Genomic DNA, 24,948 nt, shown 5'->3' on the forward strand with positions numbered 1-24,948 from the left:
GCGCATAGTTGAGTTACAACGATCAAGGAGAAATCGCTATGTCCACCATTATTGCAGGGCGCTTCCAGCTTCAGGACGAGGTCGACCGTGCCCGCGAGGAGCTTGCCGCCGCTGGCTTCGACACCGACCGCATCAGCGCCTTCTACCTGAGCCAGCCAGGCCAGCACGACCAGACGCCGATTGGCGGCGACCACCTGTTGTCCCCGGGGGCCAAGGAAACGCCGGAAGGCGTGGTCAAGGGTGTGGCTGCCGGCGGCGCGGTGGGTGTTGCGATCGGCGCGGCTACCTCGCCGGTCACCGGGCCGCTCGGTCCAATCGTCGGCGGCCTGGTCGGCGGTCACGTCGGATCGCTGTTCAGCTTTACCAAGATGAAAGAACGCGGCGAGCCGGAAGAGGGCGGCGAGAATCGGATTCCCCCGCGCGAGGCGGGCATGCTGGTGGCGGTCGCCTTCGATGATGCGGACCAGGCCGATCGTGCCATCGATGTGTTGCGCCAGCTCGGCGCCCACCGCCTCGAACGGGCCGAGGGCAATATCGTCGACGGCGACTGGGCCGACTTCGATCCAGACAGCAATCCCCAGTACATCGCCTGAGTGCTGTCAGCCAGCCTTGGCGGGCGGCTTCGGTGCAAGCGCTTCGATCGCCTTGACTTGCTTGTGGATCTTCTCAAGGGCCAATAATACCGGAACCGCCTGCCCGGTAGCGGCGGCGCCTGCCAACGACAGCAAGCCCGCCACCAGGCCGCTCACTTCGCCGATCACGCCGATCCGGCGAATTTTCTCGGCAACGTCGGCGGTAAGCTTGACCAGTTGCGATTGAGGCTTGCCGAGTGCCTTGACAATAAAGCTGGCGGCATCGGCGTACAGCCCGTTGGCGCGCTGGCGCAGCAGTACTTCGTCTTCGAACAGGGCGCGGGCCGTGGCCTGTACCTGCTCGGGCACCGGAGCGCCGGCATGGGCGCGAATTTCGCGCATGACGCGTTCATGGATCTGGTCTGCACAGGCCGACAACTGGTCGGCCAGTTCGACGATCTGTGCGGGCGTGGCCAAGCCGCCTGGCGTGGGCGATGCCACGGGCGATGCCACGGGCGAGGCCACGGGCGATGCCACGGGTGGCGGCACGGTGTCGTCGAGGGCCGGTGCGCGGCGATCGGCGCCGGCAAGATTTCCGGGTGGGCGGGGTAGTTCGTTTGCCATGTGCACTCCTGTCATTCGCCGGACAACCCGTCGCGGATGGTACGCAGGTCGCGGCCATAATTTTCCAGCAGGCGCCGGAATTCGGCAGTAGACAGCTTGCCGAGGTTTTCGCGCATCTTCTGGTGCCCGAGCGCGACCTTGGTCAAGCCTTGCAGTGCCAGCTCGTAGCGACGGTCGATCAGTTTGTATTCACTGGCTTTGTTCAGGTAATGCACCTTGGCCAGCGTGACGAGCATGCGGTCGGAATTGCGGGTAGAGAACGGAATTTCTACATCGAAAATGCCGAGGATCGTTTTCTTTTCATTTTCATTGGTTTTGTAATACAACCGTGTCAGCCCAATCATTGCCTCGAGCAGCACCTGCACGTCGGCGTCGCCGTCGCGCACCATGGTTTCGACGCTGCGGTTCTGGTAGCCAGAGGCGATGACCCGCGTCAACAGCCGCGTCATCCCGGTGTAGGCGCTGATGTGGCGTTGCTGCAAGCCCGATTCGGTATTCGCCTTCAGTCCATTGCCAAGATCGTCGATACGGGCCGACAGGTCATAGCGCGTGTCCCCGGCCAGCAGGCTCAGGGTCTGCATGTAGAGCACCAGGGTCTTCTGGATGGCAATGAAGTCCTCGAACACGGCCTTGCGCTTGGCGTCGTTCTCGCGGCCCAGCCTGTCGGTGGAGGGGGAAAGGTAGGGCTGTTCGCGCTCATAGGTATCGCGATAGCGACGCGCCAGTTCGGCGTATCCGCCCAGCCTGGCCGAGGCGTCGGCGAATTCGCGCACTTCCTGCAGGCTGACCGGCCCGCCGGTAGAGGCGCAGCCGCCCAGCCAGCAGGCGCACAGCAAGATCAGGCAATTGGAGAAATGTCGGAGCATGGGGTCCTTCCTGGCCGCAGAGCAGCCCGAAAGGTCCATTGTTTCAAACTCCGCGCAGTGCAGTCTTGCTTATGGTCAATTACCTGACCTTGGATGGATCGAAGTGTGGATTCTGGATCACGCCGAACAAGTTACCGAAAGGATCACGCACGGTGGCAACGCGGATGCCGCCTCCGACATCGGTGACGGGCGCTTCGACAGCTGCTCCCAGACCAATCAGGCGCGCCAGCTCGGCATCGGCATCCTGGGTGCCCCAATAGGCGGTTGCGCCGCTCGTGCCCGGTTCGCCATCCGGGACCAGGCCAAGTTCAAATCCGCCCACCTCGAAGCCGACATAGAAGGCTTCATTGAAATAGGGCGCCTGGCCGACGACCTGTTGGTACCAGGCGGTGGCTGCGTGCAGATCGGTAACGGGGTAGACAACGGTGCGCATTCCCTGAATCATTGTGGCTCTCGGTCGGTGAAAGTCCCGATCTTGCCTCAAGGCTCAGGCGCTGTCCAGCTGACCGGCGCCTGCCTGCGCCGCGACTGAGCTGGCAGCCTTGCGCGCGGCGGCAAGCCAGTCGAGCGAATCGCACGTTGCGCCCTGTGGCTGGTACTCGCAGCCGATCCAGCCCGCATAGCCCAGCTCATCGATGAGGCGGAATAGGTAGGGGAAATTGATTTCTCCGGTACCGGGCTGGTGGCGGCCGGGAACGTCGGCCAGCTGCATGTGGCGGATCAGGGGCAGGAATTGGCGCAGGGTGCCGGCCAGCTCGCCTTCGCTGCGCTGTGCGTGGTAGATATCGTACTGCAGGAACAGGTTGTCGGCACCGCATTCGGCGATGATGGCTGCGGCCTGGCGTGTCCCGGTCAAGAAATAGCCCGGAATGTCGCGCGGATTGATCGGCTCGATCAGTAAATCGATGCCGTGCTGCGCGCATTGCGCGGCGGCATAGCGCAGGTTCTCGACGTAGGCGGCGTGGGCGCGCTCCGGCGCAGCGTTGGGCGCAAGCTTGCCGGCCGGGCAGTGCAACCGGCGCACACCAAGCTCAAGCGCGTATTCGAGGGCCAGGGCGACGCTGTCCCGGAACTGCGCCACACGGCGCGGGTCGCAGGCCATGCCGCGCTCGCCGGCTGCCCAGTCGCCGCCGGGCAAGTTGTGCAGAACCAGTTCCAGGCCGTAGCGCTGCAGGCGCTGGACAATCTGGCGCGGCTCGAAGGCATACGGAAACTGGAACTCGACAGCGTCGAAACCGGCCGCGCGGGCGAGGCCGAAGCGCTCCAGAAAAGCAGCTTCGGTAAACATCGTGCTGAGGTTGGCGGCAAACTTGGGCATCGCTGGTCGGGAAAGCAAACGGGCCCCCATCCTAAACCAAACCGCGACCCTCTGCCGACGCCATCTTCGGCGGCACGGCCGGCCACCGCTCAGATGCTGGCGCCCGGATTGGCCGCCATCTGTGCCAGCGCGACGTTAAGCGCGCCCAGTTCCGCGCGCACGCTGCCTACCAGGTTGCTGCTGACGATGTCCACCACCGACTCCGCATTACCGACCAGCTCGCTGCCGGCAGGCGTGATGATGGCGAACCCCACCCGCGCATCGCGCGGATCGCTCTCGCGGCCGACCAGCCCGATTTTCTCGAGCGGCAGCAGCGCCCGGGTCACGGCCGATGCAGTCAGGCCAAGACATTCAGCCAGGTCGACACGCCGCAGCCGGCCGCCGGGCGCCAGGTTCAGGTGCCGCAAAATCTGGTAATCGGAAAAACTGATTCCGTGGTGGCTACCGAGCGCCGAATCGAACCGGCGCACCAAGGCCGTCGTCACGCGCGCCATGCGCAGGCAGAATTCAGTCGCAGGAGGCAAGTTAGCAGTGCTCATCAACATCCTTTCGATGTACTATACAAATCATTGACCTTGCAACTATATCGCAGGATGCGCGCCACAGCTAGGGTCAGAGTGCAATTATTGGGAAACATCGCAATCTTTCCCAATAATTGCACTCTGACCCTCTTTAGTTTGTTGCAGGGGCAGTTGCAAAACAATGAGGGTCAGAGTCGAATTGCAGGAAACATTTGAAAGTTTCCGGCTAATTCGACTCTGACCCTAATGACGGGGTTCTGGTGAGAGCCTCGGGGAAGTGTTTAGCGGTCGCGGCCTGGGCGCGATGCGCTGGCTGGACGGGGTCCGCCGGGGCGCTTGGCGCCGGCTGCGGCGGGGGCGCCGCCTGGGGCGCGTGGCTTGCTGCCGCCACCGCTGCCGGCGCTGCGGTTGCCGCCACCGCCACCACCACCACCGGCACCGCGGTTGCCGGCCGGACGGCCGCCACCGCCGCCGCCACGGCCACCGTGACCGGGGGCGCCGCTACGCAGCTGGATCGGCTGGGCCTTGGCATTGAGGTCGGGCTCGAAGCCAGGGATGACCTGGCGTGGGAGGGTCTGCTTGATCAGCTTTTCGATGTCTTTCAACATCTGGTGCTCGTCCACGCAGACCAGCGAGACCGCTTCGCCGGTCGCGCCGGCACGGCCTGTACGGCCAATGCGGTGTACGTAGTCTTCCGGGATGTTCGGCAAGTCGTAGTTCACCACGTGCGGCAGCTGATCGATGTCGATGCCGCGCGCCGCGATGTCGGTGGCGACCAGCACTTGCAGGCTGCCGTCCTTGAATTCGGCCAGCGCCTTGGTACGCGCCGTCTGGCTCTTGTTGCCATGGATCGCCATCGCGCCGATGCCGTCCTTGCCCAGCTGTTCCACCAGTTTGTTGGCGCCGTGCTTGGTGCGCGTAAACACCAGCACCTGCTGCCAGTCGTTTTCCTTGATCAGGTGCGACAGCATCGGATGCTTCTTGTCGCGGTCGACCGGATGGATCTTCTGGGCGATGACTTCCACCGTCGAGTTGCGGCGGGCCACTTCGATCGAAGCCGGGTTGTCCAGCAGCTTGTCGGCCAGGGCCTTGATGTCGTCCGAGAAGGTGGCCGAGAACAGCAGGTTCTGGCGCTTTGGCGGCAGCAGCGCCAGCACTTTCTTGATGTCGTGGATGAAGCCCATGTCGAGCATGCGGTCGGCTTCGTCAAGAATCAGGATCTCGACCTTGCTCAGGTCGACAGTGCGCTGGCCGGCGTGGTCCAGCAGGCGGCCAGGCGTGGCGACCAGCACATCGACGCCATGCTTGAGCAGCTTGATCTGCGGGTTGATGCCGACGCCGCCGAAGATCACGGCCGAGTTCAGGTTGGTGTATTTGCCGTACAGGCGCACGCTTTCCTCGACCTGGGCCGCCAGTTCGCGGGTTGGAGTCAGTACCAGTGCGCGAATGGCGCGCGGGGCGGTCTTGCTGGCAAGCGCGGCGCCGACCTTGTCGCTCGACAGGCGCTGCAGGATAGGCAGGGTGAAGCCAGCGGTCTTGCCGGTGCCGGTCTGGGCGCCGGCCAGCAGGTCGCCGCCGTTGAGCACGGCGGGAATCGCCTGTGCCTGGATCGGGGTAGGCGTGGTGTAGCCTTGTTCAGTGACGGCGCGAACAATCGCGTCGGACAAACCGAGAGTAGAAAATGACATGAATTCTTTATGAAGAGTGGGCCGCATCCGCATGGCATTGCCAGCCGGTGAGATCCAGGAAAATCGGATTAGTCATTGCAGGCGGGACGCGATATACACCGCGGGAACGCCGGACGCTGCCGCACCTGTTAGCCAGGGGCGGTCAGCCGGGATTATAGAGAAATTGTTTCTCAGTGGAAAGTTTCTGACCGGGACTTTCCGTCCGGTGAAGCGGGGCATGCCCCGGAAGCACAGCGGGTATTTTACGCGAAAGGCGCGAGGTGCGGGATCATGGCGCCGAAAACCTTCGGCCCGGCAGCGATCACGTCGCCCTTGTGCAGGTAGTCCGACTCGCCGCTGAACTCGCCGACGATGCCGCCAGCTTCGGTCACCAGCAGGGCGCCAGCGGCGATATCCCACACTTTCAGGCCTTTTTCATAGAAACCGTCGATGCGGCCGGCGGCCACGTTGGCCAGCTCCAGCGCGGCCGAGCCGCTGCTGCGCACGCCATGGCAGCGCGAGGCGATCACTTCGTACATGCGCAAGTATTCGGCCAGCGCGCGCGGATCGGGGCCGTGGCCCGAGGCCAGGAGGGCCTTGCCGAGACGGTCGTTGTTGCGCACGCGGATGCGCTTGTCGTTCAGGTAGGAGCCGGCACCCTTGGTGGCGGTAAACAAGTCGTTGCGCACCGGGTCGTAGACGACGGCATTGGTGGTCACGCCGCGCTGTTGCAGGGCGATCGAGATGCAGTAGTTGGGGTAGCCGTGCAGGAAGTTGGTGGTGCCGTCGAGCGGGTCGATGATCCACACGAATTCTGACTCGTCGTTCAGGTTGCTCGAGGCGCCGCTTTCTTCCGCCAGGATGGCGTGGCCCGGATAGGCCTTGAGCAGCGTTTCCACGATCGCCTGCTCGGCGGCCTGGTCGATATCGGTGACAAAATCGTTATGTTGTTTTTCAGAAACGGTGATGCGGTCGATGTCGAAAGACGCCCGGTTGATGACGGTGGCGGCGCGGCGGGCGGCCTTGATGGCCGTGTTGAGCATGGGATGCATGGAGGCTTTCCGTGAAAAAACGCGAACGCCCACCACGCATGCAAGCGCCGTGAACGGTCAGCTAATTAGAGGGTAACAAAGAGCAAAGCGGTGTCGAACCCGTTAAAATCCATGACTTGAAGTCCATGTATTCCAACCGTCCGCACCGCGCGTTAGCGCTATTTTAAATGAACCCGACCGAAATCAACACGTCTCTTTTCAAACGACTGCGCATTGTGCTGGTCGAAACTAGCCGCGCCGGCAATCTCGGATCGGTGGCGCGGGCCATGAAGACCATGGGGTTCAGCGACCTGGTATTGGTCACGCCGCGCTGCGCGGATCCCCTGAACGACCCGGAAGCGGTGGCCTTCGCCAGCGGCGCGCTCGACGTGCTGCAAGGCGCGCGCATCGTCGGCAGCCTGCAGCAAGCCCTGGAAGGCTGCAATTTCGCCGCTGCGGTGTCGGCCCGCCTGCGTGAATTCTCGCCGCCGATCTGGACTCCGCGCGCCTTCGCCAGCCATGCGGCAGGGCAGCAAGACCTGCGCCCGGCCCTGATCCTCGGCAACGAGCGGGTCGGCCTGCCCAATACGATCGTCGAAGGCTGCAATGTGCTGATCAACATTCCGGCCAACCCTGAGTATTCGTCACTGAACCTGGCGCAGGCGGCGCAGGTGTTGGCCTATGAATGCCGGATGGCGGCCATTGGCGAGATGGGCGAGGCCGGCGGCGCGGTGCCCGAGCGCGGCGTGGGTTTCCATGGCGACGCCGCCAGCGTGGTCCAGGTCGACGGCATGTACGCGCACCTCGAACAGGCGCTGGTGGCGATTGGCTTCCTGGATGCGAATAATCCAAAGAAACTGATGCCGCGCCTGAAGCGCCTGTTTGCGCGCACCGGCCTCGAAACCGAAGAAGTCAACATTTTGCGCGGCATCGCCAGCGAGATCATCAAGCGCGTGCCGCCCGCGTAAGCCCGCATGGGAGCATCCCGACCACTATTTTCGAACGCCGCTGGCGTGAGCGCGCGCGGGCTGCTGCGCCTGGTCCTGGTGTTGCAGGCGCTGGCCGCGCTCGGGATCGGCGTGGCGGCCATCTCGGTATTCGGGGCCACGCGCTGGCAGGCTTTCGGCGCTGGCCTGGGGGGCGTGCTGCTGGTGCGCCTGCTCATCAATGCCAACAATTTCTTCATGAGCGCGCGCCATGCCAGCCCCACCCCGGCCGAGTTCGAGCTCGGCATCGCGGCGCGCCTGCGCATGTTCCTTGAGGAGTTTGCGGCCAGCATGCTGCAGTCGTCCTGGACCATGCCGCTGGCGCGCCCCCTGACACGCATTTATCGCGGCTCGGGCGCGCCGCCGGTATTGCTGCTGCATGGCTACGGCTGCAACAGCGGCTACTGGTCGCGCCTGACGCCCTTGCTCGATGCGGCGCGGATCAGCCATGCGGCGGTCGACCTCGAGCCACTGACGGGCGACATCGATGCCTATGCACCGCTGGTCGAGCAGGCAGTGGACGCGCTGCGGGCCGCGACCGGGGCGCAGCAAGTGGCGATCGTCGCCCACAGCATGGGCGGGCTGGTGGCGCGCGCCTGGATGCGGGCGTGCGGCACCGGCAAGGTGGCGCGCGTGATCACGCTTGGCACGCCGCACCATGGCACCTGCCTGGCCGCCTTCGGAATCGGCCTGAACGCCGCCCAGATGCGGCGCGCGCGACAGGACGAATTGCCCGAATGCGCCTGGCTGCGCGCGCTGGCCGCCAGCGAGGATGGCCCTAAACGCGCGCTGCTCACCTCGATCTACAGCCACCAAGACAACATCATCTCGCCGCAGACCTCGAGCGAACTGCCCGGCGCGCGCAATATTGCCTTCGGCGGAGTGGGCCATGTGGCGCTCGGACGCAACCGGCAGGTGCTCGAGCGCGTGATGCATGAACTCTCGGCCATGGGAGAAGGATAGGCATTCCTGTCCCTGCAGCGGCCATGCTACAGTGAGCACAACGCCGTAACCGGAGCGCCGACTTGGCCCGTATCCTGATCATCGAAGACAATCGCGCCAACGTCGAGCTGATGGCGTTTTTGCTCACCGCCTACGGCCATAGCGCGCAATCGGAACCCGACGGGGCACGCGGCATTGCCGCCGCCCGCGCCCGGCGCCCCGACCTGATCGCCTGCGACGTCAACCTGCCCGGCATGAATGGCTTCGCCGTGGTCGCGGCGCTCAAGGCCGACGCTGCACTGGCCGACGTGCCGGTACTGGCCGTGACTGCGCTGGCCATGGCCGGCGACCGCGAAAAAGTGCTGGCCGCCGGCTTCGACGGCTATATCGGCAAGCCCATCGAACCGGACAGTTTCGTGACCGAGCTCGAAGCCTTCCTGCCTGCCAGCGCTCCTGCGGCACCGCTGCCGCCGCCCGCACCGCATGCCGCACAGTACCCCACGCCGGCCCTGCAGCAAGAGTCGACCCCAACACCAGCTGCGCAACCGACCATCCTGCTGGTGGACGACGATCCTTTCATGCTGGCGGTGCTGGCCGAGATGCTCACGGACGAACCCTGGCGCGTACTGAGCGCGGCATCGGGTCCGGAGGCGCTGGCCCTGCTCGGGCGCGAGCCGGTCGAGGTAATCCTGTGTGATCAATCGATGCCTGGCATGAGCGGCACCGAGGTGCTGGCGCAGGTGGCGCGCGACTATCCGCGCACCGCGCGCCTGATGCTCACCGGCCAGCAAGACCTGGCCGACATCGACGCCGCCCTGCGCGCCGGCTTCGCCGATGCGCACTACGCCAAGCCGGTGTCGGCGAGCACGCTGCGAGCGAGCCTGCGCAAGGGGGTGGCCTTGCAGCGTGCTCGCGCAGCCGACTGAAAACGCGTGCGCAGGCAGGTTTAGAAGCCGGTTTCTATTGTGCGTGCCTACAATGGATGCACCAGCTACCAGAGAACACCGCCATGACCAAGAAACTCCCCGCGCCCGACGACGACGAGGCGCTGGCGCGCGCCGTGCGCGATTCGGCCCAGCAAATCTGGCAGGCCGGGCTTGGGGCCTTTGCCCGCGCACAAGAAGAAGGCGGCAGCGCGTTCACCCGCCTGGTACGCGACGGCAGTGTGCTGGCCAAGAGGGCGCGCGAAGTAGAAGACGCTACCGGCACCGTGGCGCGGGCGGCCGAGCGCGCCAGCCGGCGCAGCGGCGGCTCCTGGGGCAAGCTCGAACAGGTGTTCGAAGAGCGCGTGGCGCGGGCGCTGGCCACCATCGGAGTGCCGGCCGCCAGCGAGGTCGCCGCATTGCGCCGCCGGATCGACGATCTCGAAACAATGCTGGCCGAAATGGCCAGGCGCCTGCCTGCTGCGCAAGCCGCGCCGCGCACCCGGCGCAGCAAAAAAGGCACGAGCGTACCGGAAGATGCCAACGGCGCTTGAAAGGCGGACTCTTGTCATGCCGCAATGGCATCATTTGGTGTTATCCTCCGGGCTGGCACCTTAAACTTCGCCCTTCATGCAACAAAAAGCTCCGCGCCGGACCCGTGAACGCATCCTTGAGCTATCGCTCAGGCTGTTCAACGAGTTCGGCGAGCCGAACATCACGACCACGGTCATTGCCGAAGAGATGAATATCTCTCCCGGCAACCTCTACTATCACTTCCGTAACAAGGACGACATCGTCAATTCGATCTTCGTCCAGTTTGAAACCGAGATCGAGCGCATCCTGACGGTGCCGGCCGGACGCCGCTCGAACATGGAAGACGTCTGGCTCTACCTGCACCTGATGTTCGAACTGATCTGGCGCTACCGCTTCTTCTACCGCGACCTCAACGACCTGCTCTCGCGCAACCGCAAGCTCGAGCTGCACTTCAAGGCCATCCTGGCCCACAAGATCAAGGTCGCGCGCCAGTTGTGCGAAGACCTGCGCAGCGAAGGCTCGCTCGAGGCGCACGACCAGCAGATCGGCGCCATGGCGACCAATATGGTGGTGGTGGCGACGTATTGGCTGTCGTACGAATACGTGCGCAACCCGCGCAAGTACAGCGAGCAGCAAGCCATCGCCGACGCCCTGGCGCGCGGCTGCTACCAGGTGCTGTCGATGCTCGGCCCCTACCTGCGCGGCGACACCCGCCTGCTGTTCGAGAAGCTGTCCGAGGAATACCTCAAGAAACTGTCGGCCGAAGCCCGGCCCGGCGCCGATTTCCTGTAACCACAGAGCTACCCCGATGAAAACCCTGGCCGTCTACTGCGGCGCCTCGCCTGGCGTCAACCCCGTCTACGCCGACAGCGCGCGCCTGCTTGCGGGCGCGCTGGTCGAGCACAATATTGGTCTGGTCTACGGCGGCGGCAAGGTCGGGCTGATGGGTGTGATCGCCGACGAGGTGCTGCGCCTGGGCGGCGAAGCCACCGGCGTGATTCCCAAGGCGCTGCTCGAGCGCGAAGTCGGCCACGCCGGCCTGACCCGGCTGTTCGTGGTCAAGGACATGCACGAGCGTAAAGCCATGATGGCCGAGCTATCCGAAGGCTTCATCGCCATGCCGGGCGGGATGGGTACGCTCGAAGAGCTGTTCGAGATGCTCACCTGGTCCCAGCTCGGCATCCACGCCAAGCCGATCGGCCTGTTCAACACCAACGGCTTCTGGGACGGCCTGGTGCGCTTCGTGCGCCACCAGAGCGAGGAGGGCTTCGTCCGGCCCGAACACCTGGAACTGATGCAGGTCGACGCCGATGCCGATGGCCTGATCCGGCGCCTGCGCACGGCGGTGCTGCCGTCCGGATCGGGCGGTGCAGTCAGCGCGCCGGCAGAAACGCCGACACCTCGGCCCGGAAGCGCTGCGGCTGGTCCCACATGATGAAGTGGGCGCTGTCCGGAATGCGCTTGAGGGTCAGCTGCTTGAGCGGAGCGTAGGCGCTCTTGTAGACGCCATCGAACTGTTCCGGCGCCAGCGGTACGCTCTTGGGCTGCACGTACAGCACGGTCACCGGCACGCTGATCTTCTGCAGTTCGGGGATCATGTTGGTCACCAGCAGTTCGCGGAAGGCGCGGCTGCTGACATCGGCGTCGCTGGCCATGGAATCCTTGATGGCGACCGGGCGCATCGCCTCGGTATTGACCATGCCGGCGATGGTATCGTTGGCATTCCTGGTGCGCTGCTCCGGGGTGGCGGCGCGGATGCCGGCGCTGATCTGGTCGGCGACGGCTTGTACCCGGCTCGGGGTAGCGCCTGGGCCGGCGAAGAAGGTGCCGAGGTAGGGAAACATATCCACCACCATCAAGCGCGACAGGCGCTCGGGATGGCGGCTGGCCAGCATCAGGCCGATGGTACCGCCCAGCGAGTGACCGATCACGGACGGCTGCTTCAGTTTTTCTTGCGCGATGTAGCGGGCAATTTCGTCGGCCACCGGGGCGGCGATCGTTCCCTCCTTGTTCGCGCCGGCCGGTTGCCCGGCAAATCCGGCCACTTGCACCAGGTGGTAGCGGTAGCCCGGCAGCGCCTCGACGGTCGAGGCCCAGGTGCGCGGCGACGAATTCAAACCCGGAATCAAGACCACATCCGGGCCGCTCCCCTCGGTGCGCACGCTGATGCGCTCCGACGAAAAGGGCGCTGCCATCGCGCAGCTCAAGGGGAGGGCTGCCAACAGCGCTGCTGCGCGCAGCGAGAACATGCGGCGCGAGGTGGTAGTCGAATTCATCGTGGCTCCTGGAGTGGAAACCGATGAGTATAGTGAACAATGCGCGCCGCAGGCTTACCGAAAATCACCTCAGGCCAGGACAATCCGGTTGCGTCCGGCCTGTTTTGCCTGGTAGAGCGCCTTGTCGGCGCGGCTGATGGCGTCGGCAAAGGTCTCACCCGGGCCGCGCGTGGCCAGGCCGGCCGAAAAGCTGATGCGGCGGCCGTCAAGGCCCGGCATCGGCATCGCGTGCACGCTTTCGGCCATCCGTTCCAGCACGGCCCGCGCGGCGCCCGGCGCGGTAGCCGGCAGCAGCAGCAAAAATTCCTCGCCGCCCCAGCGCGCCAGCACGTCGCTGGCGCGCAGCGGCGCGCGCGCGGCCGCCGAGAAGCAGCGCAGCACGGCGTCGCCGGTGGCGTGGCCGTGCTGGTCGTTGACCTGCTTGAAAAAGTCGATATCGAGCAGCGCAATGCAGGTCGCCGGGCCGCTAAACGTCGCAGCCGTATGGCGTCGCTCTTCTTCCTCGAGCAATGCGTTCATGTGGCGGCGGTTTACCAGCGAGGTGAGTTCATCGACGGTGGCGAGAACGCGGATGGTGTCGAGGGCGTCGGTCAGCTCGCGCTTCTGGCGCTTCAGGCGCGAGCGCAGCTTGCTCATCTCGCCGCTCAGGACCGCGGTCGACAGCAGCGCCCCGGCCAGGTAGCCGAAGGTCAGTGCCTCGGTCACCGGTGGATAGCGGACCGGATCGTGCGCCTGGAGCCACCACATGGTCGCTCCCATGCCGGCAATGGCGCTGGCCGACAACAGCAGGGTCTGGCGAGGGCGCAGGGCGAACATGCAGAACACGATAATCACAACCGTCATGGTCAGCATGGCCGCGCGCAGCGGCCCGGAAATGGCATAGGCCCACATGCCGCAGACCAGCGAGAACACCGCCTGCGCGACCGCCAACTGGTCCGGCGCCAGTCTGAGCGTAGCGTGGGCGCGGATCAGGAAATAGAAAAGCAGGGCGCCACACCCGCCGAACATCATCAGGCCGCGCGCCGCGCCGGCCTGGCTCACGCCGGTATCTACCTGAACCTGCAGCAGCATGATGCACACGATGTAGAGCAGGCATGTGCCGGCCCAGTACTGGAGCGAGCGGCGCAGGCCGGGATCGGTGCCGCGCGCCAGGGCGGCGAGGCGGCGCAGCATGCTCATGCCAGTTGCGCGGCTGGTACCAGCATTGCCCCCGCGCCACCATCCGGGGCAAGCATGCCAGGGTCCGATGCCGTCGCCAGCATGGCGGTAATGTGGTCGGCCGGCACCGGGCGGCTGAACAGGTAGCCCTGCATCTCGTCGCAGTCATTGGCGCGCAGGAAGTCGCGCTGCTGTTCGGTTTCGACGCCTTCGGCGATCACCCGCAAATTGAGCTTGTGGCCAAGCGAGATCACGGCCATCGCGATGGCCTGGTCGTCAAGGTTGTCGGCCAGGTCGGACACGAAGCTCTTGTCGATCTTCAGACGGCTGATCGGGAACGACTTGAGTGCCGACAGGCTCGAGTAGCCGGTGCCGAAGTCGTCGATCGACAGCGACACTCCCATTGCCTCGATCTCGCGCATCTTTTCCACCGCGCGTGCCAGGTCGCGCATGATCGAGCTTTCGGTGACTTCGACTTCGAGCGCCTCGGGCGGCAGGCCGGTGTCGCGCAGGGCGCCGGCGATGCGCTCGACCAGGCGTTTCTCTTCGAACTGGCGGGCCGACACATTGACCGACACCACCAGGGGCGGCAGGCCAGCCGCGCGCCAGGCCATGGCCTGGGCGCAGGCTGTGCGCACAACCCATTCGCCGAGCGGCACGATCAAGCCGCTTTCCTCGGCCAGGCCGATGAAGCGCAGCGGCGAGATCAGGCCGTGTTCCGGGTGGTTCCATCGAATCAGCGCCTCGACACCGAATATCACGCCGGTGCGCAGGTCGACCTTGGGCTGGTACAGCAACTGGAACTGGCAATCTTGCGGACGGTCGCGGTGGATGATGCAGGCATCGAGCGCGCTGCGCAGGCCTTCGAGCAGCACCAGCTTTTCCTCGACGCAGGCGTTCATTTCGCTGGCATAGAACTGGAAGCTGTCCTTGTTTTCCTTGGCGCGGTACATGGCTGCGTCGGCATTCATCATCAAGGTGTTCGCATCGACTCCGTCGCGCGGATAGAGCACCACGCCCATGCTGCAGCTGACCTGTACTTCCTGGCCTTCGACCTCGACCGGCTCGGTGACGGCCTGGCGTACCTTTTCCAGCAGCGGCGTGATCGCCATCGGGTCACCCGACAGGTCGGGCAGCAGGATTACGAACTCGTCGCCGCCAAAGCGTGCCAGCGTGTCGTTGCGGCGCAGGCAGCGGCCCATGCGCGCGCCGACCACTTTCAGCAGTTCGTCGCCGGCATTGTGACCAAGACCATCGTTGATCAGCTTGAAACCGTCGAGATCGATGAAGGCCAGGCCTACGCTGCCACCCTTGCGCTGCGCGTCGCGGATGGCCTGGCCGAGTCGGTCGCGCAGCAGGCTGCGGTTGGGCAGGCCGGTCAGGTCGTCGTGGTGGGCCAGGTGGCGGATGCGCTGCTCGGTAAGCTTGCGTTCGGTGATGTCGCGCACGATGGCGACCACGCCGCCTTCAACCGGCACCATTTGGCGGTGCAGCCAGCGGTCCGGTCTTGGCGGGGGCTGCTGCGCCAGCCATTCGGCCTCGCGCGCGGTGCCATCGGTTGCCACGGCCGACAGGTCTTCGAAGATTCCGCCTCCAAGGTGAGCTGGCAGCAGCCTGGTCATCGACAGGCCTTGCATGCGATGCTTGGTCAAGCCGGTGAGTTCCTCGGCGCGGGAATTGGTGGTCTCGATGACGAAGTCGGCGGCCTTGCCGCCCAAGCCCGGCACGGTGCGCAGTACGAAGAACGCATCCAGGCTGGCCTCGGACGCGGCGGCATAGGTTTCCTGCGCCAGCCGCTCGCGCCGGCGCGACTTGGCCAGTTGCCACGACCACACACTGACCAGGAGGACCACGACCGCCAGCAGCGCGGTGATGCCGCTGGCCGCCAGCAGCCAGGTGCGGCGCTGCTGCCGGAACGGCGCCATCTGTTCCGACTCGGACAGGCCGACCATGGTCACCAGCGGGAAGCCGCTGAGCGGGCGCATGCTGCGGTAGCGCAGCTCGCCATCGGGCGCGCTGGCAGCGAGCACGATGGTGTCGGGTTCGTCGCTGGCCATGCGCTGGCCCCAGCTGACCGTGTCGCCAATGCGCAGCGCACGCACCACGCCGTCGCTGCCGGCCATGCCGAGCATGCCGCGCTGGCCCTGGCGTGAATATTCGTAGGAGCTGGTGAAGAAAGCAGGATCGACCGCTACCGTCGCCACCCCGGCGAAGCGGCCGTTGGCATGGTTGATGCGGCGCGAGAACACCACGTGCGGCTCATGCTGGCCGACGGCCTGGCTGACGTAGGGCGCATTGCCGCGATGGTCGCGGTGGAAGGTGAACCAGGAGTCGCGCGAGGCGTCGGTGCCGGCGTGCTCCGGCGGGTTGCTGGCCACGATGCGTCCGGCGTCGTTGGTGATGGCGACCCGGAAGACCAGCCCCGGTGGCAACAGGCCCTTGGCGCTCATCGTGCCCAGGGCCGCGTCGGCACCGTTCATGGCCACGGCGTACTGGACAACGCGCAGGGTCTGGTCAATGGCGCTCAGGCTGCGCGCAAGCTGCGCTTCGTAGGTGTCGACCAGTTCGCGGGTGGCTTCGCGCGCGGCCTCGCGCACGGCGCGCTCTTCGGTGCGGATCACATGGAAGGTGGCGAGCCACAAGGCCAACACCAGCAGCAGCGCAAACAGCGGCAGCGCAATATGGGTTTCCAGCCCACGCCCGAGCAGGCGCGCAAGGTTCCGGCGGCGCGCACGCTGCGGCGGCGTTGCCGGCGCTGGCGAAGCATTCGCTTGCCGGATCAGGGTGTCCATGGCATCAGCGCAACACCAGGACCGGACGCACGCTGGCATCGAGCGCGGCGCGGTCGATATAGCCGATCATCGCGGGGTTGTCGGCCACCATGCGGCGCACGGCGCCGTTGTCGGCCACCTCGCGCGGCGGCTGGCCGCGGCCGGTGAAGATCATCTTCGACCAGTGCGCCTTGAGCAGGGCCGGGGTCTTGCCCGTGACCTGCTGGTAGAACTGGATGCGTTCGTTCGAACCGATGCGCTGGTCGAGCGCGGCTACCTCGACGCCGTCGGGAAGGCTGCCCGCCTGGCCCAGGAAAATGGCGGCCACCTGGTCGCTCGAGAGCGTAGGGGCTACGCTGCGAGCCGAGACGATCACCACCAGTTCGGCCGAAGCGTTACCGGAGGCTGCCAGCGCCACGATGGCGGCGGCAAGAATGCTATGAATATGAATGCCCATGCTCTGTCTCAGAAAACGAAGTCGAGCGCGACGCTGGCCACATGGACCGTCTGCCCCGAGCGGAAATCGGCTTGTCGGTTGATCAGGGTCCCGCGCGAGCCGCCGGTCGGCCTTACCTGGTCGTACTGCGCCTTGAGCGCGGCGTTCTCGGCCAGGTCCCAGCGCAGTCCGGCGCTGGCGGTGCTTTGCACCGGGATCGTCGCCAGACCGGCGTTGAGCTCGGCATTGACCATGGCGGCGATTGGCTGCACCCGCGGCGGTAAAGCGGCGAGCGGCAGGCCAGGGTCGCTGGTGGCGCTGTTGGCGCGCACCTTGGCATACCCCAGGTAGGGCGTCAGCGCATCGAAGCGGTAGCCGCCGCCGATGTACATCGAGGTGGTCTGGCCCAGGATGGAGTGCGAGCGGGTGCGCCCGATTTCGGCAGTGGCGAACCACTGTCCCGGATCGTAGCTGATGCCGGCGCTGGCAATGGCCACGCGCTTGTTCTCGATCGCGTATTGCTCGGCCAGGGACACGCCGCGCGGTCCGAAGGCGCGCAGCGCATTGAATAATTCGGCGCCAACACCGGTGGTGAGCCTTGCGCGCAAGACCGACACGCGTGCGCTTAGCGGCCCCTGCTCGATGCTGTGCGAGAACCCGGCAACGCCAGTCGCGCGCAGGCGGTTGCCATCGTTGACGCGGGTATCGGTGTGGCCGTAAAAGAACTGGGTGGCGTTGCGCAGCGACCCGGCGCTCCAGCGCCAGGTGGCATCGATGCCGTCGCTGCTCGACAGCGGCAGGGCGCCATAGACTTCGACCGGGGTGCGTACCCAAGGCAGGATGTAGCCCACCTTGCGGTAGTCCGCAGCCAGGAATACCGGCAAGGCGATGCGCCCCAGGCGCAGCGCCAGGTCGGGCGTGACCTGGTATTTGATGTTGGCCCATTCGACCTGCGGCCGGTAGCTGCCCTCGATGCTCTGCTCGCTCACGAGCTGCAGCACGCCGGACCAGTCGCCCTGCGACACGTCGAGCTGGGCACCGAGACGGCTGTCCACGTGCGGGCTCCAGCGATCACTCGCGCCGGCGCCGGTGGCGCGCAGGATGGTCGAGGTGTAATCGGCACTGCGGATGCTGGCATGTACCGCGCCGAGCGTTCCGAAGCCGGAGAATTTCCAGGCCGGCAGCTCGCCCGCGTGGGCGCTGGCACCGGCTAACAGGGTCCAAGCGATCGCGCTGCTGCGCAGCACGGCCGGCACGAAGGTGCAGGCATGGTGGGTTTGGTACGTCATCGTGTTCTGGTAACGGCCGGGCGGCCGTGAAGTGCGGTGAGTTGCGCGACCGGGTGAGGGCACGAAGAAACAGACTTTACCGAAGAGCCCATTGAAAGTCGAGATATTTACCAAAAGCAACGAATTGTTTTGGCAAGTTGCGTTGTTAGATGGCAACGTCAGCCGCGCCAGCGGCCCATAGCCGCTTTCCGCCCAGGTCGAGCCAGGTCAGGTAGAGACGCAAGTCGAACTCCAGCTGATGGTACTGCGGCTCCATCCAGCAGCACAGTTTATAGAAAGCCTTGTCGTGCTGTTTTTCTTTCAGGTGCGCCAGCTCGTGCACGGCGATCATGCGCAGGAAGGGCAGCGGGGTATCGCGGAACACGCTGGCCACCCGGATCTCGTGCTTGGCCTTGAGGCGGCTGCCCTGTACCCGCGAGATCGCCGTGTGCAGCCCGAGCGCGTGCTGCACGACGTGGAGCTTGCTGTCGTAGGCGACCTTGGCCACCGGTTCGGCCTGGCGCAGGTAATTGTCTTTCAGGTCCTGGACATAGGTGTACAGCGCCTTGTCGGTGCGCAGGCCATGGGCCTCGGGGTAGCGTCGTAGCAGCACGTCGCCGAGTTGCCCGGCGTCGAGCAGGGCGCCAACCTGGGCGCGCAAGGACTCGGGATAGGCGGTGAGGTAGGGAAGCTTGTGCATAGGGGCCGCAATGTAACACGGCGCCCGGCGCCCCAGTCCCCGTACCACGGCGCCGGGCTGCGCGCCGTGGTGTGGATGCATCATGCGGTGGACTGCGCGTGAAGTGAAGGTTCGTTAAGCCTGCAGCAGCTGTTCGTGGTTGGGAGGGAAGTGTCAACCGCAGGTTTGATCAACTCTCCTTGCCGCCCTGGCGGTTGCCGGCATTCTTGGCCGCCAAGGCGGCGCGCTGGGCCGATTGCCGGCTTTCGCCACCCTTGCGGCCGATGTCGGCCATGTGGGCGCGGTTGCGGCTAACCGCTTCGCCGCCTTTCTGGCCGGCGCGGCGGGCTTCTTCGGAATCGAATTCGTGGGCGGTGCCTTTCTGGTGCGCGGCCTGTCCACCCTTGCTGGCAATTTCGCGCTGCTGGTTCTGGTCCATTGCCGCGAAACCGCGCTTGGCCGGCGTGCCGCTGCCAGCTGCCGTTTTCTGGGCGTTGCCGGACTGGCTGCCCGCGCCCTTGCCACTGTCTTTATTCGTCGCCATGTCGCTCTCCTTGTCTGCCTTGTGTGCCGTCGAAGTGGGAACCCGCGAGCGCTGTTATGGATGCGCTCGTGCCGTTTAGAGGCACGGCTGGGGCGTTAGTTCCTTGGTTCGGCAAGCGTTCTAGCGCGGCCGCGCACGCCGCTCGCGCAGCAGGCCCGGGGCGCCGCGCAGCAGGCCGCGCGGTTCGCTGCCGTCGATCGCGGACGGCTGCGCAGCAAGGTCGGTTTCGAGTTCGATGCGGCGCGCGCGCAGGCGCTGGCCCAGCGCGGCCTGGTCGATGCCGGCGCGTGCCAGCGCCGGGAACAGCACGGTCTCTTCGACCGCGACATGGTGCGCTACTTCTTCGGCCAGCACGGCCACGGTGGCCTCGAAGAAGTCGTCGTCCGGGAACAAGGTCTCGAGCTGGAGGATCAGTTCGCGCAGGCTGTCGTGCTCCAGCGCTGCGTTGTCGAGCAGGTGGTCGTCGACCAGCGCGCGCAGGGCAGGGTAGAACAACTCTTCTTCGAGCAGGGCGTGCAGCGCGAGTTCGTCGCACAGGTCGTCGACCAGGTACTCGCGCCGCTCAGCGTCGGTTTCGCTGTCGAGCATGGCGAATTCGTGGAACATGGCGCGCAGGCGCGCATGGTCGGCGCGCAGCAGGGCAAGGATGCCGCCGGGCGGCTCGGGCAGGTCGGTGGGATGCATGGCGCCTCCTAGCCAGGGACTGTTCTGGGGGCGGGGGGTGGGGATAGGAATGGGGACATGATCTCCTCGTCGGGACGTGGGCGCGCAGCGCCAGAGCGTTATAGACGCGCCCCGAAGAAGCAAGTTTAGAGCTTCAGAACTGCATATGCGATAAATCAAAAAGAGCGCCGAAAGTCCTTGAATTTCGGCGCACTATGCTCAAGCGTCGGCTAGCTTCAGCACTAGTTTGCCCAAGTTCTTGCCCTCGAAGAGCATCAACAGGGCTTCGGGGAAGCGCTCGAAGCCTTCGGTCACGTTTTCTATGCTCTTGATACTACCTTCTTGCATCCAGCCGGCCAGCGTCGCCACGCCTTCGGCATAGCGCGGCGCGTAGTCGAACACCACCATGCCTTCCATGCGCGCCCGGTTCACCAGCAGCGACAGGTAGTTGGCCGGTCCCTTGACCGGGCTGGTGGCGTTGTATTGCGAGATCGCGCCGCAGATGACGATGCGCGCCTTCAAGTTGATACGGGTGAGTACCGCATCGAGGATGTCGCCGCCGACGTTGTCGAAATAGACGTCCACGCCATTCGGGCAGTGCTGTTTCAGGCCGGCGTGGACCGGACCGGCCTTGTAGTCGATGCAGGCATCGAACCCGAGCTGCTCGACCACGTAACGGCATTTGTCTTCGCCGCCGGCGATGCCGACCACGCGGCACCCCATCTTCTTGGCCACCTGGCCGACGGTCATGCCGACCGCGCCGGCTGCGCCCGAGACCACCACCGTCTCGCCAGCCTTGGGCTGGCCGACTTCGCGCAGGCCGAAGAAGGCGGTCATGCCCGGCATGCCGAGGGTATTGAGCCAGGCGGTGGGCGGCGCCAGGGCCGGGTCGATCCGGGTGAACGCCGCGGTCTTGTCGTCGGCCGGCCCGGACCAGTAGCGCTGCACGCCGGTGCCGCCGACCACGTAATCGCCGATCGCGAAGCGCGGCGACTTCGAGGCGATGACGATCCCCAGGCCGCCCGCGCGCATGACTTCGCCGATTGCGACCGGGCGGATATACGATTTGCCTTCGTTCATCCAGCCACGCATGGCCGGATCGAGCGACAGGTAGAGCACCTTGACCACGATCCCGCCCTCGTCCGGCTCGGCCACGGCTTCTTCGTGGAACAGCCAGTCGTCGGGGCGCGGCATGCCGAGTGGGCGGGCGGCAAGGCGAAATTGCTGGTTCGGCGGGAATGCGTTGGGCATGCAGGTCTCCTGATCGTATTGGCAACGTGACTATACCGTCTTCGCCGCGCCCGCGTGCGGCGCGTGCGACAATAGCGGGCTCAGTTCCAGCTACCCGAACTCCCACGCTACCGAGCACGCATCATGGCTATCAAAGCAACCATCTACAAGGCCGACCTGTCGATTGCCGACATGGACCGCAACTACTACGGCGACCATACGCTGACCATCGCACGCCACCCGTCCGAGACCGACGAGCGCGTAATGATCCGCGTGCTGGCCTATGCGCTGTATGCCGACCCGGCCCTGGCCTTTACCAAGGACCTGTTCGACGTCGAAGAGCCGGCACTGTGGCTCAAGGACCTGACCGGCGCCATCGACCTGTGGATCGAAGTCGGCCAGCCGGACGAAAAACGCATCCTGAAGGCGGCCGGGCGCTCAAGCAAGGTGGTGGTGCTCAGCTATAGTGCCACCAGCGACATCTGGTTCAAGGGCATCGCCAACAAGATCGATCGCGCCCGCAACGTCTCGGTGATCAATATTCCGAGCGAGACCAGCACGCAGCTGGAGAAGATGGCCAAGCGCAACATGCAGCTGCAGTGCACGATCCAGGACAGCCAGATCTGGCTCACCGACGGCGTCGATACGGTGCTGGTCGAGCGTGAATACCTGCGCGGATCGCTGTAGGCCCCCGCGCCAAGGCTATAATTCTCGCTTCCCCTCATTTATGGTGCCGCACATGACCCGACAGCTTCTTGCCCTGCTTGCTGGTAACCTGCTTTGCGCTTGCGCGTTTGCCCAGGTCACGGTGTCCGATGCCTGGATCCGCGCCACCGTGCCGCAGCAGAAAGTCACCGGCGCCTTCATGCGCCTGCAGTCGGCCACGCCGGCCCGCTTGGTCGCCGTGCAGGCCGAAGTGGCCGGCCGCGCCGAACTGCACGAGATGGCGATGGATGGCCAGACCATGCGCATGCGCCGCCTCGACGCGGTCGAGCTCCCGGCCGGCAAGCCGGTCAACCTCGCCAGCGGCGGCTACCACATCATGCTGATGGACCTGAGACGCCAGGTAAAAGACGGCGAGACCGTCGCGCTGACACTGACCGTGCAAGACGGCGCCGGCAAGCGCCAGGACGTCAAGGTGTCGGTGCCGGTAAAGCCGCTGACGCACAGCGCCCATGCGGGGCACTGAATAACGCTGCCAGCAGGCCGGCCGGGCATGGCGCCCGGCGCGGCAGTGCTTATCTTGGGGCAGCCGCGATCCTGGTCACATTCCCCGATCCCACGATCGACTTGCTCACGCGCGGGTCGCCGTAATAATTGACGTCGCCCGAGCCGGCGATGTTCATGCTCAGCTCTTGCAGCGCCCACACGGTGACTTCGCCGGACCCGGCCACGCTGATGCTGGCGCGGTCTGACTCGACCCGGCCCATGTCCACCGTGCCGGAGCCGCCGATCGATATCGACAGCTTGCGCGCATTGCCGCTGGCAGCGCCAAAGTTGCCACTGCCGCCCAGGCTGAGCGCCACCGATTCGCTGTCGAGCTTTCCGATATTGATCGTGCCCGAGCCACCCAGGTCGATGTTCAGGCGCGGCGCGCGCAGCACGGCGGCATCGACCGTGCCAGAGCCGCCCACCGCCAGCCGTTCGATCTGGCGCGCCTGCACCACGATCTTGAGGTGTTTCGTCTTCAGGTTCAGGTTGCGCCTGGACGGACGGATCTTGAGGGTGCCATTCTCGACCACGGTCTCGACCAGTGGCAGCAGGTTGCCATCGGTCTCGATGGTGACCGATTCGGTTTCTCCCAGGCGCAGCTCGAGCTTGGCCGGTAGCTCCAGGGCCAGGCCGTTGAAATGCGCGACCTGGCGCACCTGGCGCTTGATGGCGCCGCTGCCTTGCACCTGTTCGCCGCTCCACGGCCAACCGCCGGCGGCAACGCCCGGGGCACTGGCGCAGGCGAGGGTCGCCGCCAGAGCGCCGGCGATCAGCCGGCCGCTCAGGCCGGTGGCGGGAAAGGTGGTCTTGTTCATGCTGGCTCCTCAAAAGGCGTTGTCGATGCTGGCATCCTGGGCAATTGATGGGCCCGGTGCATGGCGAATGCGACCAATCGCAGGGTCAAGGCCCCAGAATGCGGCTCGGCGCGACAGGCTGTCGCACCGTTGGTAACGTGCGTAGCTATCCCGAACGGCTCGATTGCACTAGAATCGTGCGCTTTTTGGCCCTGTAATGCCGGGCGGAGCAAGCATGAACCTGATTCTTTTTCTGTTGGCCTTTGGTGTCGGCGTGGCCATGTCGGTGCAGGCAGCCGTCAACACCCAGCTGGCCGCGTCGATCGGCGCCAATTCAGTGGTCGCCGCGCTGGTGTCGTTTGCCTGCGGCACGGTGGTGCTGGCGGGCGTGGCGCTGGCGCGCGGCGGCCTCGGGCCCACTGTCGCGGCACTGGCCGGTCAGCCGCTGTGGAAATTTGCTGGTGGTTTCCTGGGGGCGGCGTTTGTGTTCGGCACGGTCTTCCTGGCGCCCCGTATCGGTCTGCTGAGCCTGATCGTGCTGGTGATCGCCGGCCAGCTGTTGACGTCGATGGCGATCGATCACTTCGGCCTGGTTCAGATGGCGGCGCGCAAGGTGTCGCCGGCGCGCATCATCGGCGTTGTGGTCGTGGTGCTCGGGGTGGCGATCACCCTGTTTGGCGAGCGCATCGTTGCGAGTTTCACACGCTGACCCGCCGTTGAAATTTTAATTTCACTTTTGCAATCTTTCGGCGAGGCATGGTTCTATAATATCCGGCACCAGTCAACCTTCTCTTATGTGCCGGCCCAGATGGAACATCACCAGTCCTCGCAAATCCCCACCCTGACCTATGTCGAGAACGAAGACCATCCGGTATTCGGCACCCTGGTCGAGCAGATCCTGCACCTGCTTAATTCGCGCCTGGTGTTCTCGGACATCATCATTCACCAGAACAGCCCGCTGATGCTGCGCCAGCCCAAGGGCCTGGTGGCGGTCACCGATTCGCCGATCACCCGTGAAGAGCTGGAAGAATTCTTCGACGTCATCGAGCCGAACTGGAACGAGCGCATCGGGGCGCGGGCGTTCGACCGTTCGATCGACCTGCACACGGCGCGCATCCGCGCCAACTGCTTCAGCTTCCAGGGCAAGAAGCGTTTGGGCTGCGTGATCCGCCGCTTTCCGAAAGAGCCGCTGGCGCTGGCGGAGCTGGGCCTGTGGCCGCACGAGCAGGAATTTGCGCGCCTCAACAGCGGCCTGGTGCTGATCATCGGCGACACCTGCCAGGGCAAGTCGACCACGATCGCCTCGCTGATCGACGAGATCAACAAGCAGCGCTCGGGCCACATCATCACCATCGAAGACCCGGTCGAGACGCTCATCCCTCAGCGCAAATGCATCATCACCCAGCGCGAAGTGGGCGTCGACGGCGACGTCGAAAGTTATTACCTGGGCGCGCTCGACGCGCTGCGCGAGCGCCCGGACGTGATCGTGATCGGCGAGATCCGCGACGCCGAAACCGCCCAGGAAGCGCTGGCGCTGGCCGAATCCGGTCCGCTGGTGCTGGCCACCCTGCACGCGCGTTCCACCGAACTCGGCCTGCAAAAAATGCTGCGCCTGCTGGGCAATTCCGGCGCTCAGGCCCAGGCCCTGGCGCACGCGCTGCGCGGCGTACTGTGCCAGGCGCTGCTGCCCTCGCGCGAAGGCAACCGCTACTACCTCGCCACCGAATGCCTGAGCCCGAGCCCGGCCATCGTTCGCATGCTGGAAAGCGGCGACGTGGGCGGCATCCGCGCCCACATGAACGCCGGAGCAGATCCCGGCTGCCACACGATGAATGCCGCGCTCGAACTGCTGCTGGCAGGGCACAAGGTACGGGTGGAAGATGCGCGCAATGCCACCACCGACCGGGTGGGCTTTGCGGACATGGTGTAGGCG

Annotated in this window: 28 protein-coding genes; 11 read left to right on the top strand and 17 right to left on the bottom strand. The window is 65.4% G+C overall.

What is annotated here, in order from left to right; all coding sequences use genetic code 11:
• Positions 1-38: 38 nt before the first annotated feature.
• A complete protein-coding gene (locus NRS07_RS08545; protein ID WP_259212512.1) occupies positions 39-593 on the top strand; it encodes a hypothetical protein in 555 nt (184 codons plus the stop codon).
• A gap of 6 nt (positions 594-599) precedes the next feature.
• On the opposite strand, the gene NRS07_RS08550 is transcribed toward NRS07_RS08545, so the two are convergent.
• The 7 genes from NRS07_RS08550 to NRS07_RS08580 all read right to left on the bottom strand — a co-directional run bounded on the left by NRS07_RS08550 (position 600) and on the right by NRS07_RS08580 (position 6,611).
• On the bottom strand, positions 600-1,196 hold the full coding sequence (locus NRS07_RS08550) for a hypothetical protein (RefSeq protein WP_259212514.1): 597 nt from the start codon (positions 1,194-1,196) through the stop codon (positions 600-602).
• 11 nt (positions 1,197-1,207) lie between these two features.
• On the bottom strand, positions 1,208-2,062 hold the full coding sequence (locus NRS07_RS08555) for a hypothetical protein (protein ID WP_259212516.1): 855 nt from the start codon (positions 2,060-2,062) through the stop codon (positions 1,208-1,210).
• 79 nt (positions 2,063-2,141) lie between these two features.
• Entirely contained in the window at positions 2,142-2,495 is a 354-nt protein-coding gene (locus tag NRS07_RS08560; RefSeq protein ID WP_259212517.1) for a VOC family protein, read from the bottom strand.
• Positions 2,496-2,549: 54 nt separating this feature from the next.
• Entirely contained in the window at positions 2,550-3,380 is an 831-nt protein-coding gene (otnI, locus tag NRS07_RS08565) for a 2-oxo-tetronate isomerase (protein ID WP_259212519.1), read from the bottom strand.
• 89 nt (positions 3,381-3,469) lie between these two features.
• On the bottom strand, positions 3,470-3,919 hold the full coding sequence (locus NRS07_RS08570) for a MarR family winged helix-turn-helix transcriptional regulator (protein ID WP_259212520.1): 450 nt from the start codon (positions 3,917-3,919) through the stop codon (positions 3,470-3,472).
• 263 nt (positions 3,920-4,182) lie between these two features.
• Positions 4,183-5,589: a DEAD/DEAH box helicase gene (locus NRS07_RS08575; RefSeq protein ID WP_259212522.1), complete on the bottom strand. Its 1,407-nt coding sequence runs from the start codon at positions 5,587-5,589 to the stop codon at positions 4,183-4,185.
• 242 nt (positions 5,590-5,831) lie between these two features.
• On the bottom strand, positions 5,832-6,611 hold the full coding sequence (locus NRS07_RS08580) for an inositol monophosphatase family protein (protein WP_259213109.1): 780 nt from the start codon (positions 6,609-6,611) through the stop codon (positions 5,832-5,834).
• 176 nt (positions 6,612-6,787) lie between these two features.
• On the opposite strand from NRS07_RS08580, the gene NRS07_RS08585 reads away from it, so the two are divergent.
• From NRS07_RS08585 to NRS07_RS08610, 6 genes are all read left to right on the top strand, one after another.
• Positions 6,788-7,567: an RNA methyltransferase gene (locus NRS07_RS08585; protein WP_259212523.1), complete on the top strand. Its 780-nt coding sequence runs from the start codon at positions 6,788-6,790 to the stop codon at positions 7,565-7,567.
• A gap of 6 nt (positions 7,568-7,573) precedes the next feature.
• Positions 7,574-8,548: a triacylglycerol lipase gene (locus tag NRS07_RS08590; RefSeq protein ID WP_259212527.1), complete on the top strand. Its 975-nt coding sequence runs from the start codon at positions 7,574-7,576 to the stop codon at positions 8,546-8,548.
• A 62-nt stretch (positions 8,549-8,610) separates the two neighbouring features.
• Positions 8,611-9,453 carry a response regulator gene (locus tag NRS07_RS08595; RefSeq protein ID WP_259212532.1) on the top strand — a complete coding sequence of 281 codons (843 nt, stop codon included), beginning with the start codon at positions 8,611-8,613 and terminating at the stop codon, positions 9,451-9,453.
• Between the two features lie 83 nt (positions 9,454-9,536).
• Positions 9,537-10,004: a phasin family protein gene (locus tag NRS07_RS08600; protein ID WP_259212534.1), complete on the top strand. Its 468-nt coding sequence runs from the start codon at positions 9,537-9,539 to the stop codon at positions 10,002-10,004.
• Between the two features lie 76 nt (positions 10,005-10,080).
• On the top strand, positions 10,081-10,776 hold the full coding sequence (locus tag NRS07_RS08605; RefSeq protein ID WP_259212536.1) for a TetR/AcrR family transcriptional regulator: 696 nt from the start codon (positions 10,081-10,083) through the stop codon (positions 10,774-10,776).
• Between the two features lie 16 nt (positions 10,777-10,792).
• The gene (locus tag NRS07_RS08610; protein ID WP_259212540.1) at positions 10,793-11,419 is read left to right on the top strand and encodes a TIGR00730 family Rossman fold protein; all 627 of its coding nucleotides are present in this window, start codon (positions 10,793-10,795) and stop codon (positions 11,417-11,419) included.
• Here NRS07_RS08610 and NRS07_RS08615 read toward each other — a convergent pair.
• The 9 genes from NRS07_RS08615 to NRS07_RS08655 form a co-directional block, all read right to left on the bottom strand.
• Positions 11,358-12,260 (bottom strand): alpha/beta fold hydrolase, encoded by a 903-nt coding sequence (locus NRS07_RS08615; protein ID WP_259212541.1) that lies wholly within the window; start codon positions 12,258-12,260, stop codon positions 11,358-11,360. The genes NRS07_RS08610 and NRS07_RS08615 overlap by 62 nt on opposite strands.
• Positions 12,261-12,329: 69 nt before the next feature.
• Complete coding sequence (locus NRS07_RS08620; protein WP_259212543.1) at positions 12,330-13,439, bottom strand: GGDEF domain-containing protein; 1,110 nt, start codon at positions 13,437-13,439, stop codon at positions 12,330-12,332.
• Positions 13,436-16,210, bottom strand: coding sequence for an EAL domain-containing protein (locus NRS07_RS08625; RefSeq protein ID WP_259212544.1), 2,775 nt, complete (start codon positions 16,208-16,210; stop codon positions 13,436-13,438). Before NRS07_RS08625 ends, NRS07_RS08620 begins: the two co-directional genes overlap by 4 nt.
• Positions 16,211-16,214: 4 nt before the next feature.
• Positions 16,215-16,646: a phosphate ABC transporter substrate-binding protein gene (locus NRS07_RS08630; protein WP_259212546.1), complete on the bottom strand. Its 432-nt coding sequence runs from the start codon at positions 16,644-16,646 to the stop codon at positions 16,215-16,217.
• Positions 16,647-16,654: 8 nt separating this feature from the next.
• Positions 16,655-17,914 carry a hypothetical protein gene (locus NRS07_RS08635; protein WP_259212548.1) on the bottom strand — a complete coding sequence of 420 codons (1,260 nt, stop codon included), beginning with the start codon at positions 17,912-17,914 and terminating at the stop codon, positions 16,655-16,657.
• Positions 17,915-18,059: 145 nt separating this feature from the next.
• A complete protein-coding gene (locus tag NRS07_RS08640) occupies positions 18,060-18,593 on the bottom strand; it encodes a YgjP-like metallopeptidase domain-containing protein (protein WP_259213110.1) in 534 nt (177 codons plus the stop codon).
• A 169-nt stretch (positions 18,594-18,762) separates the two neighbouring features.
• Complete coding sequence (locus tag NRS07_RS08645; RefSeq protein WP_259212549.1) at positions 18,763-19,116, bottom strand: KGG domain-containing protein; 354 nt, start codon at positions 19,114-19,116, stop codon at positions 18,763-18,765.
• A 120-nt stretch (positions 19,117-19,236) separates the two neighbouring features.
• Positions 19,237-19,800: a hemerythrin domain-containing protein gene (locus NRS07_RS08650; RefSeq protein WP_259212550.1), complete on the bottom strand. Its 564-nt coding sequence runs from the start codon at positions 19,798-19,800 to the stop codon at positions 19,237-19,239.
• Between the two features lie 198 nt (positions 19,801-19,998).
• Positions 19,999-21,030, bottom strand: coding sequence for an NADP-dependent oxidoreductase (locus NRS07_RS08655; RefSeq protein WP_259212552.1), 1,032 nt, complete (start codon positions 21,028-21,030; stop codon positions 19,999-20,001).
• Between the two features lie 123 nt (positions 21,031-21,153).
• Here NRS07_RS08655 and NRS07_RS08660 point away from each other — a divergent pair, with 123 nt between their 5' ends.
• Positions 21,154-21,696, top strand: a complete 543-nt coding sequence (locus tag NRS07_RS08660) for a YaeQ family protein (protein WP_259212553.1) — start codon at positions 21,154-21,156, stop codon at positions 21,694-21,696.
• 52 nt (positions 21,697-21,748) lie between these two features.
• On the top strand, positions 21,749-22,198 hold the full coding sequence (locus NRS07_RS08665) for a copper chaperone PCu(A)C (protein ID WP_259212554.1): 450 nt from the start codon (positions 21,749-21,751) through the stop codon (positions 22,196-22,198).
• Between the two features lie 49 nt (positions 22,199-22,247).
• On the opposite strand, the gene NRS07_RS08670 is transcribed toward NRS07_RS08665, so the two are convergent.
• Positions 22,248-23,036: a head GIN domain-containing protein gene (locus NRS07_RS08670; protein WP_259212555.1), complete on the bottom strand. Its 789-nt coding sequence runs from the start codon at positions 23,034-23,036 to the stop codon at positions 22,248-22,250.
• Between the two features lie 214 nt (positions 23,037-23,250).
• Here NRS07_RS08670 and NRS07_RS08675 point away from each other — a divergent pair, with 214 nt between their 5' ends.
• Both NRS07_RS08675 and NRS07_RS08680 read left to right on the top strand, forming a co-directional pair.
• On the top strand, positions 23,251-23,724 hold the full coding sequence (locus NRS07_RS08675; protein WP_259212556.1) for a DMT family transporter: 474 nt from the start codon (positions 23,251-23,253) through the stop codon (positions 23,722-23,724).
• Between the two features lie 99 nt (positions 23,725-23,823).
• Positions 23,824-24,945 (top strand): type IV pilus twitching motility protein PilT, encoded by a 1,122-nt coding sequence (locus tag NRS07_RS08680; RefSeq protein WP_259212557.1) that lies wholly within the window; start codon positions 23,824-23,826, stop codon positions 24,943-24,945.
• The last annotated feature ends 3 nt before the right edge of the window (positions 24,946-24,948 follow it).

It is taken from the genome of Massilia sp. H6 (assembly GCF_024802625.1).
Lineage (GTDB): Bacteria > Pseudomonadota > Gammaproteobacteria > Burkholderiales > Burkholderiaceae_D > Telluria.

What these genes read in the sequence shown, in the direction of transcription:
- NRS07_RS08625 (WP_259212544.1), bottom strand. Translation starts at nt 16,210, where the DNA reads ATGGACACCCTGATCCGGCAAGCGAATGCTTCGCCAGCGCCGGCAACG.
- NRS07_RS08650 (WP_259212550.1), bottom strand. Translation starts at nt 19,800, where the DNA reads ATGCATCCCACCGACCTGCCCGAGCCGCCCGGCGGCATCCTTGCCCTG.
- otnI (WP_259212519.1), bottom strand. Translation starts at nt 3,380, where the DNA reads ATGCCCAAGTTTGCCGCCAACCTCAGCACGATGTTTACCGAAGCTGCT.
- NRS07_RS08600 (WP_259212534.1), top strand. Translation starts at nt 9,537, where the DNA reads ATGACCAAGAAACTCCCCGCGCCCGACGACGACGAGGCGCTGGCGCGC.
- NRS07_RS08640 (WP_259213110.1), bottom strand. Translation starts at nt 18,593, where the DNA reads ATGCACAAGCTTCCCTACCTCACCGCCTATCCCGAGTCCTTGCGCGCC.
- NRS07_RS08620 (WP_259212543.1), bottom strand. Translation starts at nt 13,439, where the DNA reads ATGAGCATGCTGCGCCGCCTCGCCGCCCTGGCGCGCGGCACCGATCCC.
- NRS07_RS08575 (WP_259212522.1), bottom strand. Translation starts at nt 5,589, where the DNA reads ATGTCATTTTCTACTCTCGGTTTGTCCGACGCGATTGTTCGCGCCGTC.
- NRS07_RS08655 (WP_259212552.1), bottom strand. Translation starts at nt 21,030, where the DNA reads ATGCCCAACGCATTCCCGCCGAACCAGCAATTTCGCCTTGCCGCCCGC.
- NRS07_RS08670 (WP_259212555.1), bottom strand. Translation starts at nt 23,036, where the DNA reads ATGAACAAGACCACCTTTCCCGCCACCGGCCTGAGCGGCCGGCTGATC.
- NRS07_RS08550 (WP_259212514.1), bottom strand. Translation starts at nt 1,196, where the DNA reads ATGGCAAACGAACTACCCCGCCCACCCGGAAATCTTGCCGGCGCCGAT.
- NRS07_RS08605 (WP_259212536.1), top strand. Translation starts at nt 10,081, where the DNA reads ATGCAACAAAAAGCTCCGCGCCGGACCCGTGAACGCATCCTTGAGCTA.
- NRS07_RS08585 (WP_259212523.1), top strand. Translation starts at nt 6,788, where the DNA reads ATGAACCCGACCGAAATCAACACGTCTCTTTTCAAACGACTGCGCATT.
- NRS07_RS08680 (WP_259212557.1), top strand. Translation starts at nt 23,824, where the DNA reads ATGGAACATCACCAGTCCTCGCAAATCCCCACCCTGACCTATGTCGAG.
- NRS07_RS08545 (WP_259212512.1), top strand. Translation starts at nt 39, where the DNA reads ATGTCCACCATTATTGCAGGGCGCTTCCAGCTTCAGGACGAGGTCGAC.
- NRS07_RS08580 (WP_259213109.1), bottom strand. Translation starts at nt 6,611, where the DNA reads ATGCTCAACACGGCCATCAAGGCCGCCCGCCGCGCCGCCACCGTCATC.
- NRS07_RS08675 (WP_259212556.1), top strand. Translation starts at nt 23,251, where the DNA reads ATGAACCTGATTCTTTTTCTGTTGGCCTTTGGTGTCGGCGTGGCCATG.
- NRS07_RS08590 (WP_259212527.1), top strand. Translation starts at nt 7,574, where the DNA reads ATGGGAGCATCCCGACCACTATTTTCGAACGCCGCTGGCGTGAGCGCG.
- NRS07_RS08610 (WP_259212540.1), top strand. Translation starts at nt 10,793, where the DNA reads ATGAAAACCCTGGCCGTCTACTGCGGCGCCTCGCCTGGCGTCAACCCC.
- NRS07_RS08570 (WP_259212520.1), bottom strand. Translation starts at nt 3,919, where the DNA reads ATGAGCACTGCTAACTTGCCTCCTGCGACTGAATTCTGCCTGCGCATG.
- NRS07_RS08660 (WP_259212553.1), top strand. Translation starts at nt 21,154, where the DNA reads ATGGCTATCAAAGCAACCATCTACAAGGCCGACCTGTCGATTGCCGAC.
- NRS07_RS08555 (WP_259212516.1), bottom strand. Translation starts at nt 2,062, where the DNA reads ATGCTCCGACATTTCTCCAATTGCCTGATCTTGCTGTGCGCCTGCTGG.
- NRS07_RS08665 (WP_259212554.1), top strand. Translation starts at nt 21,749, where the DNA reads ATGACCCGACAGCTTCTTGCCCTGCTTGCTGGTAACCTGCTTTGCGCT.
- NRS07_RS08630 (WP_259212546.1), bottom strand. Translation starts at nt 16,646, where the DNA reads ATGGGCATTCATATTCATAGCATTCTTGCCGCCGCCATCGTGGCGCTG.
- NRS07_RS08635 (WP_259212548.1), bottom strand. Translation starts at nt 17,914, where the DNA reads ATGACGTACCAAACCCACCATGCCTGCACCTTCGTGCCGGCCGTGCTG.
- NRS07_RS08645 (WP_259212549.1), bottom strand. Translation starts at nt 19,116, where the DNA reads ATGGCGACGAATAAAGACAGTGGCAAGGGCGCGGGCAGCCAGTCCGGC.
- NRS07_RS08615 (WP_259212541.1), bottom strand. Translation starts at nt 12,260, where the DNA reads ATGAATTCGACTACCACCTCGCGCCGCATGTTCTCGCTGCGCGCAGCA.
- NRS07_RS08560 (WP_259212517.1), bottom strand. Translation starts at nt 2,495, where the DNA reads ATGCGCACCGTTGTCTACCCCGTTACCGATCTGCACGCAGCCACCGCC.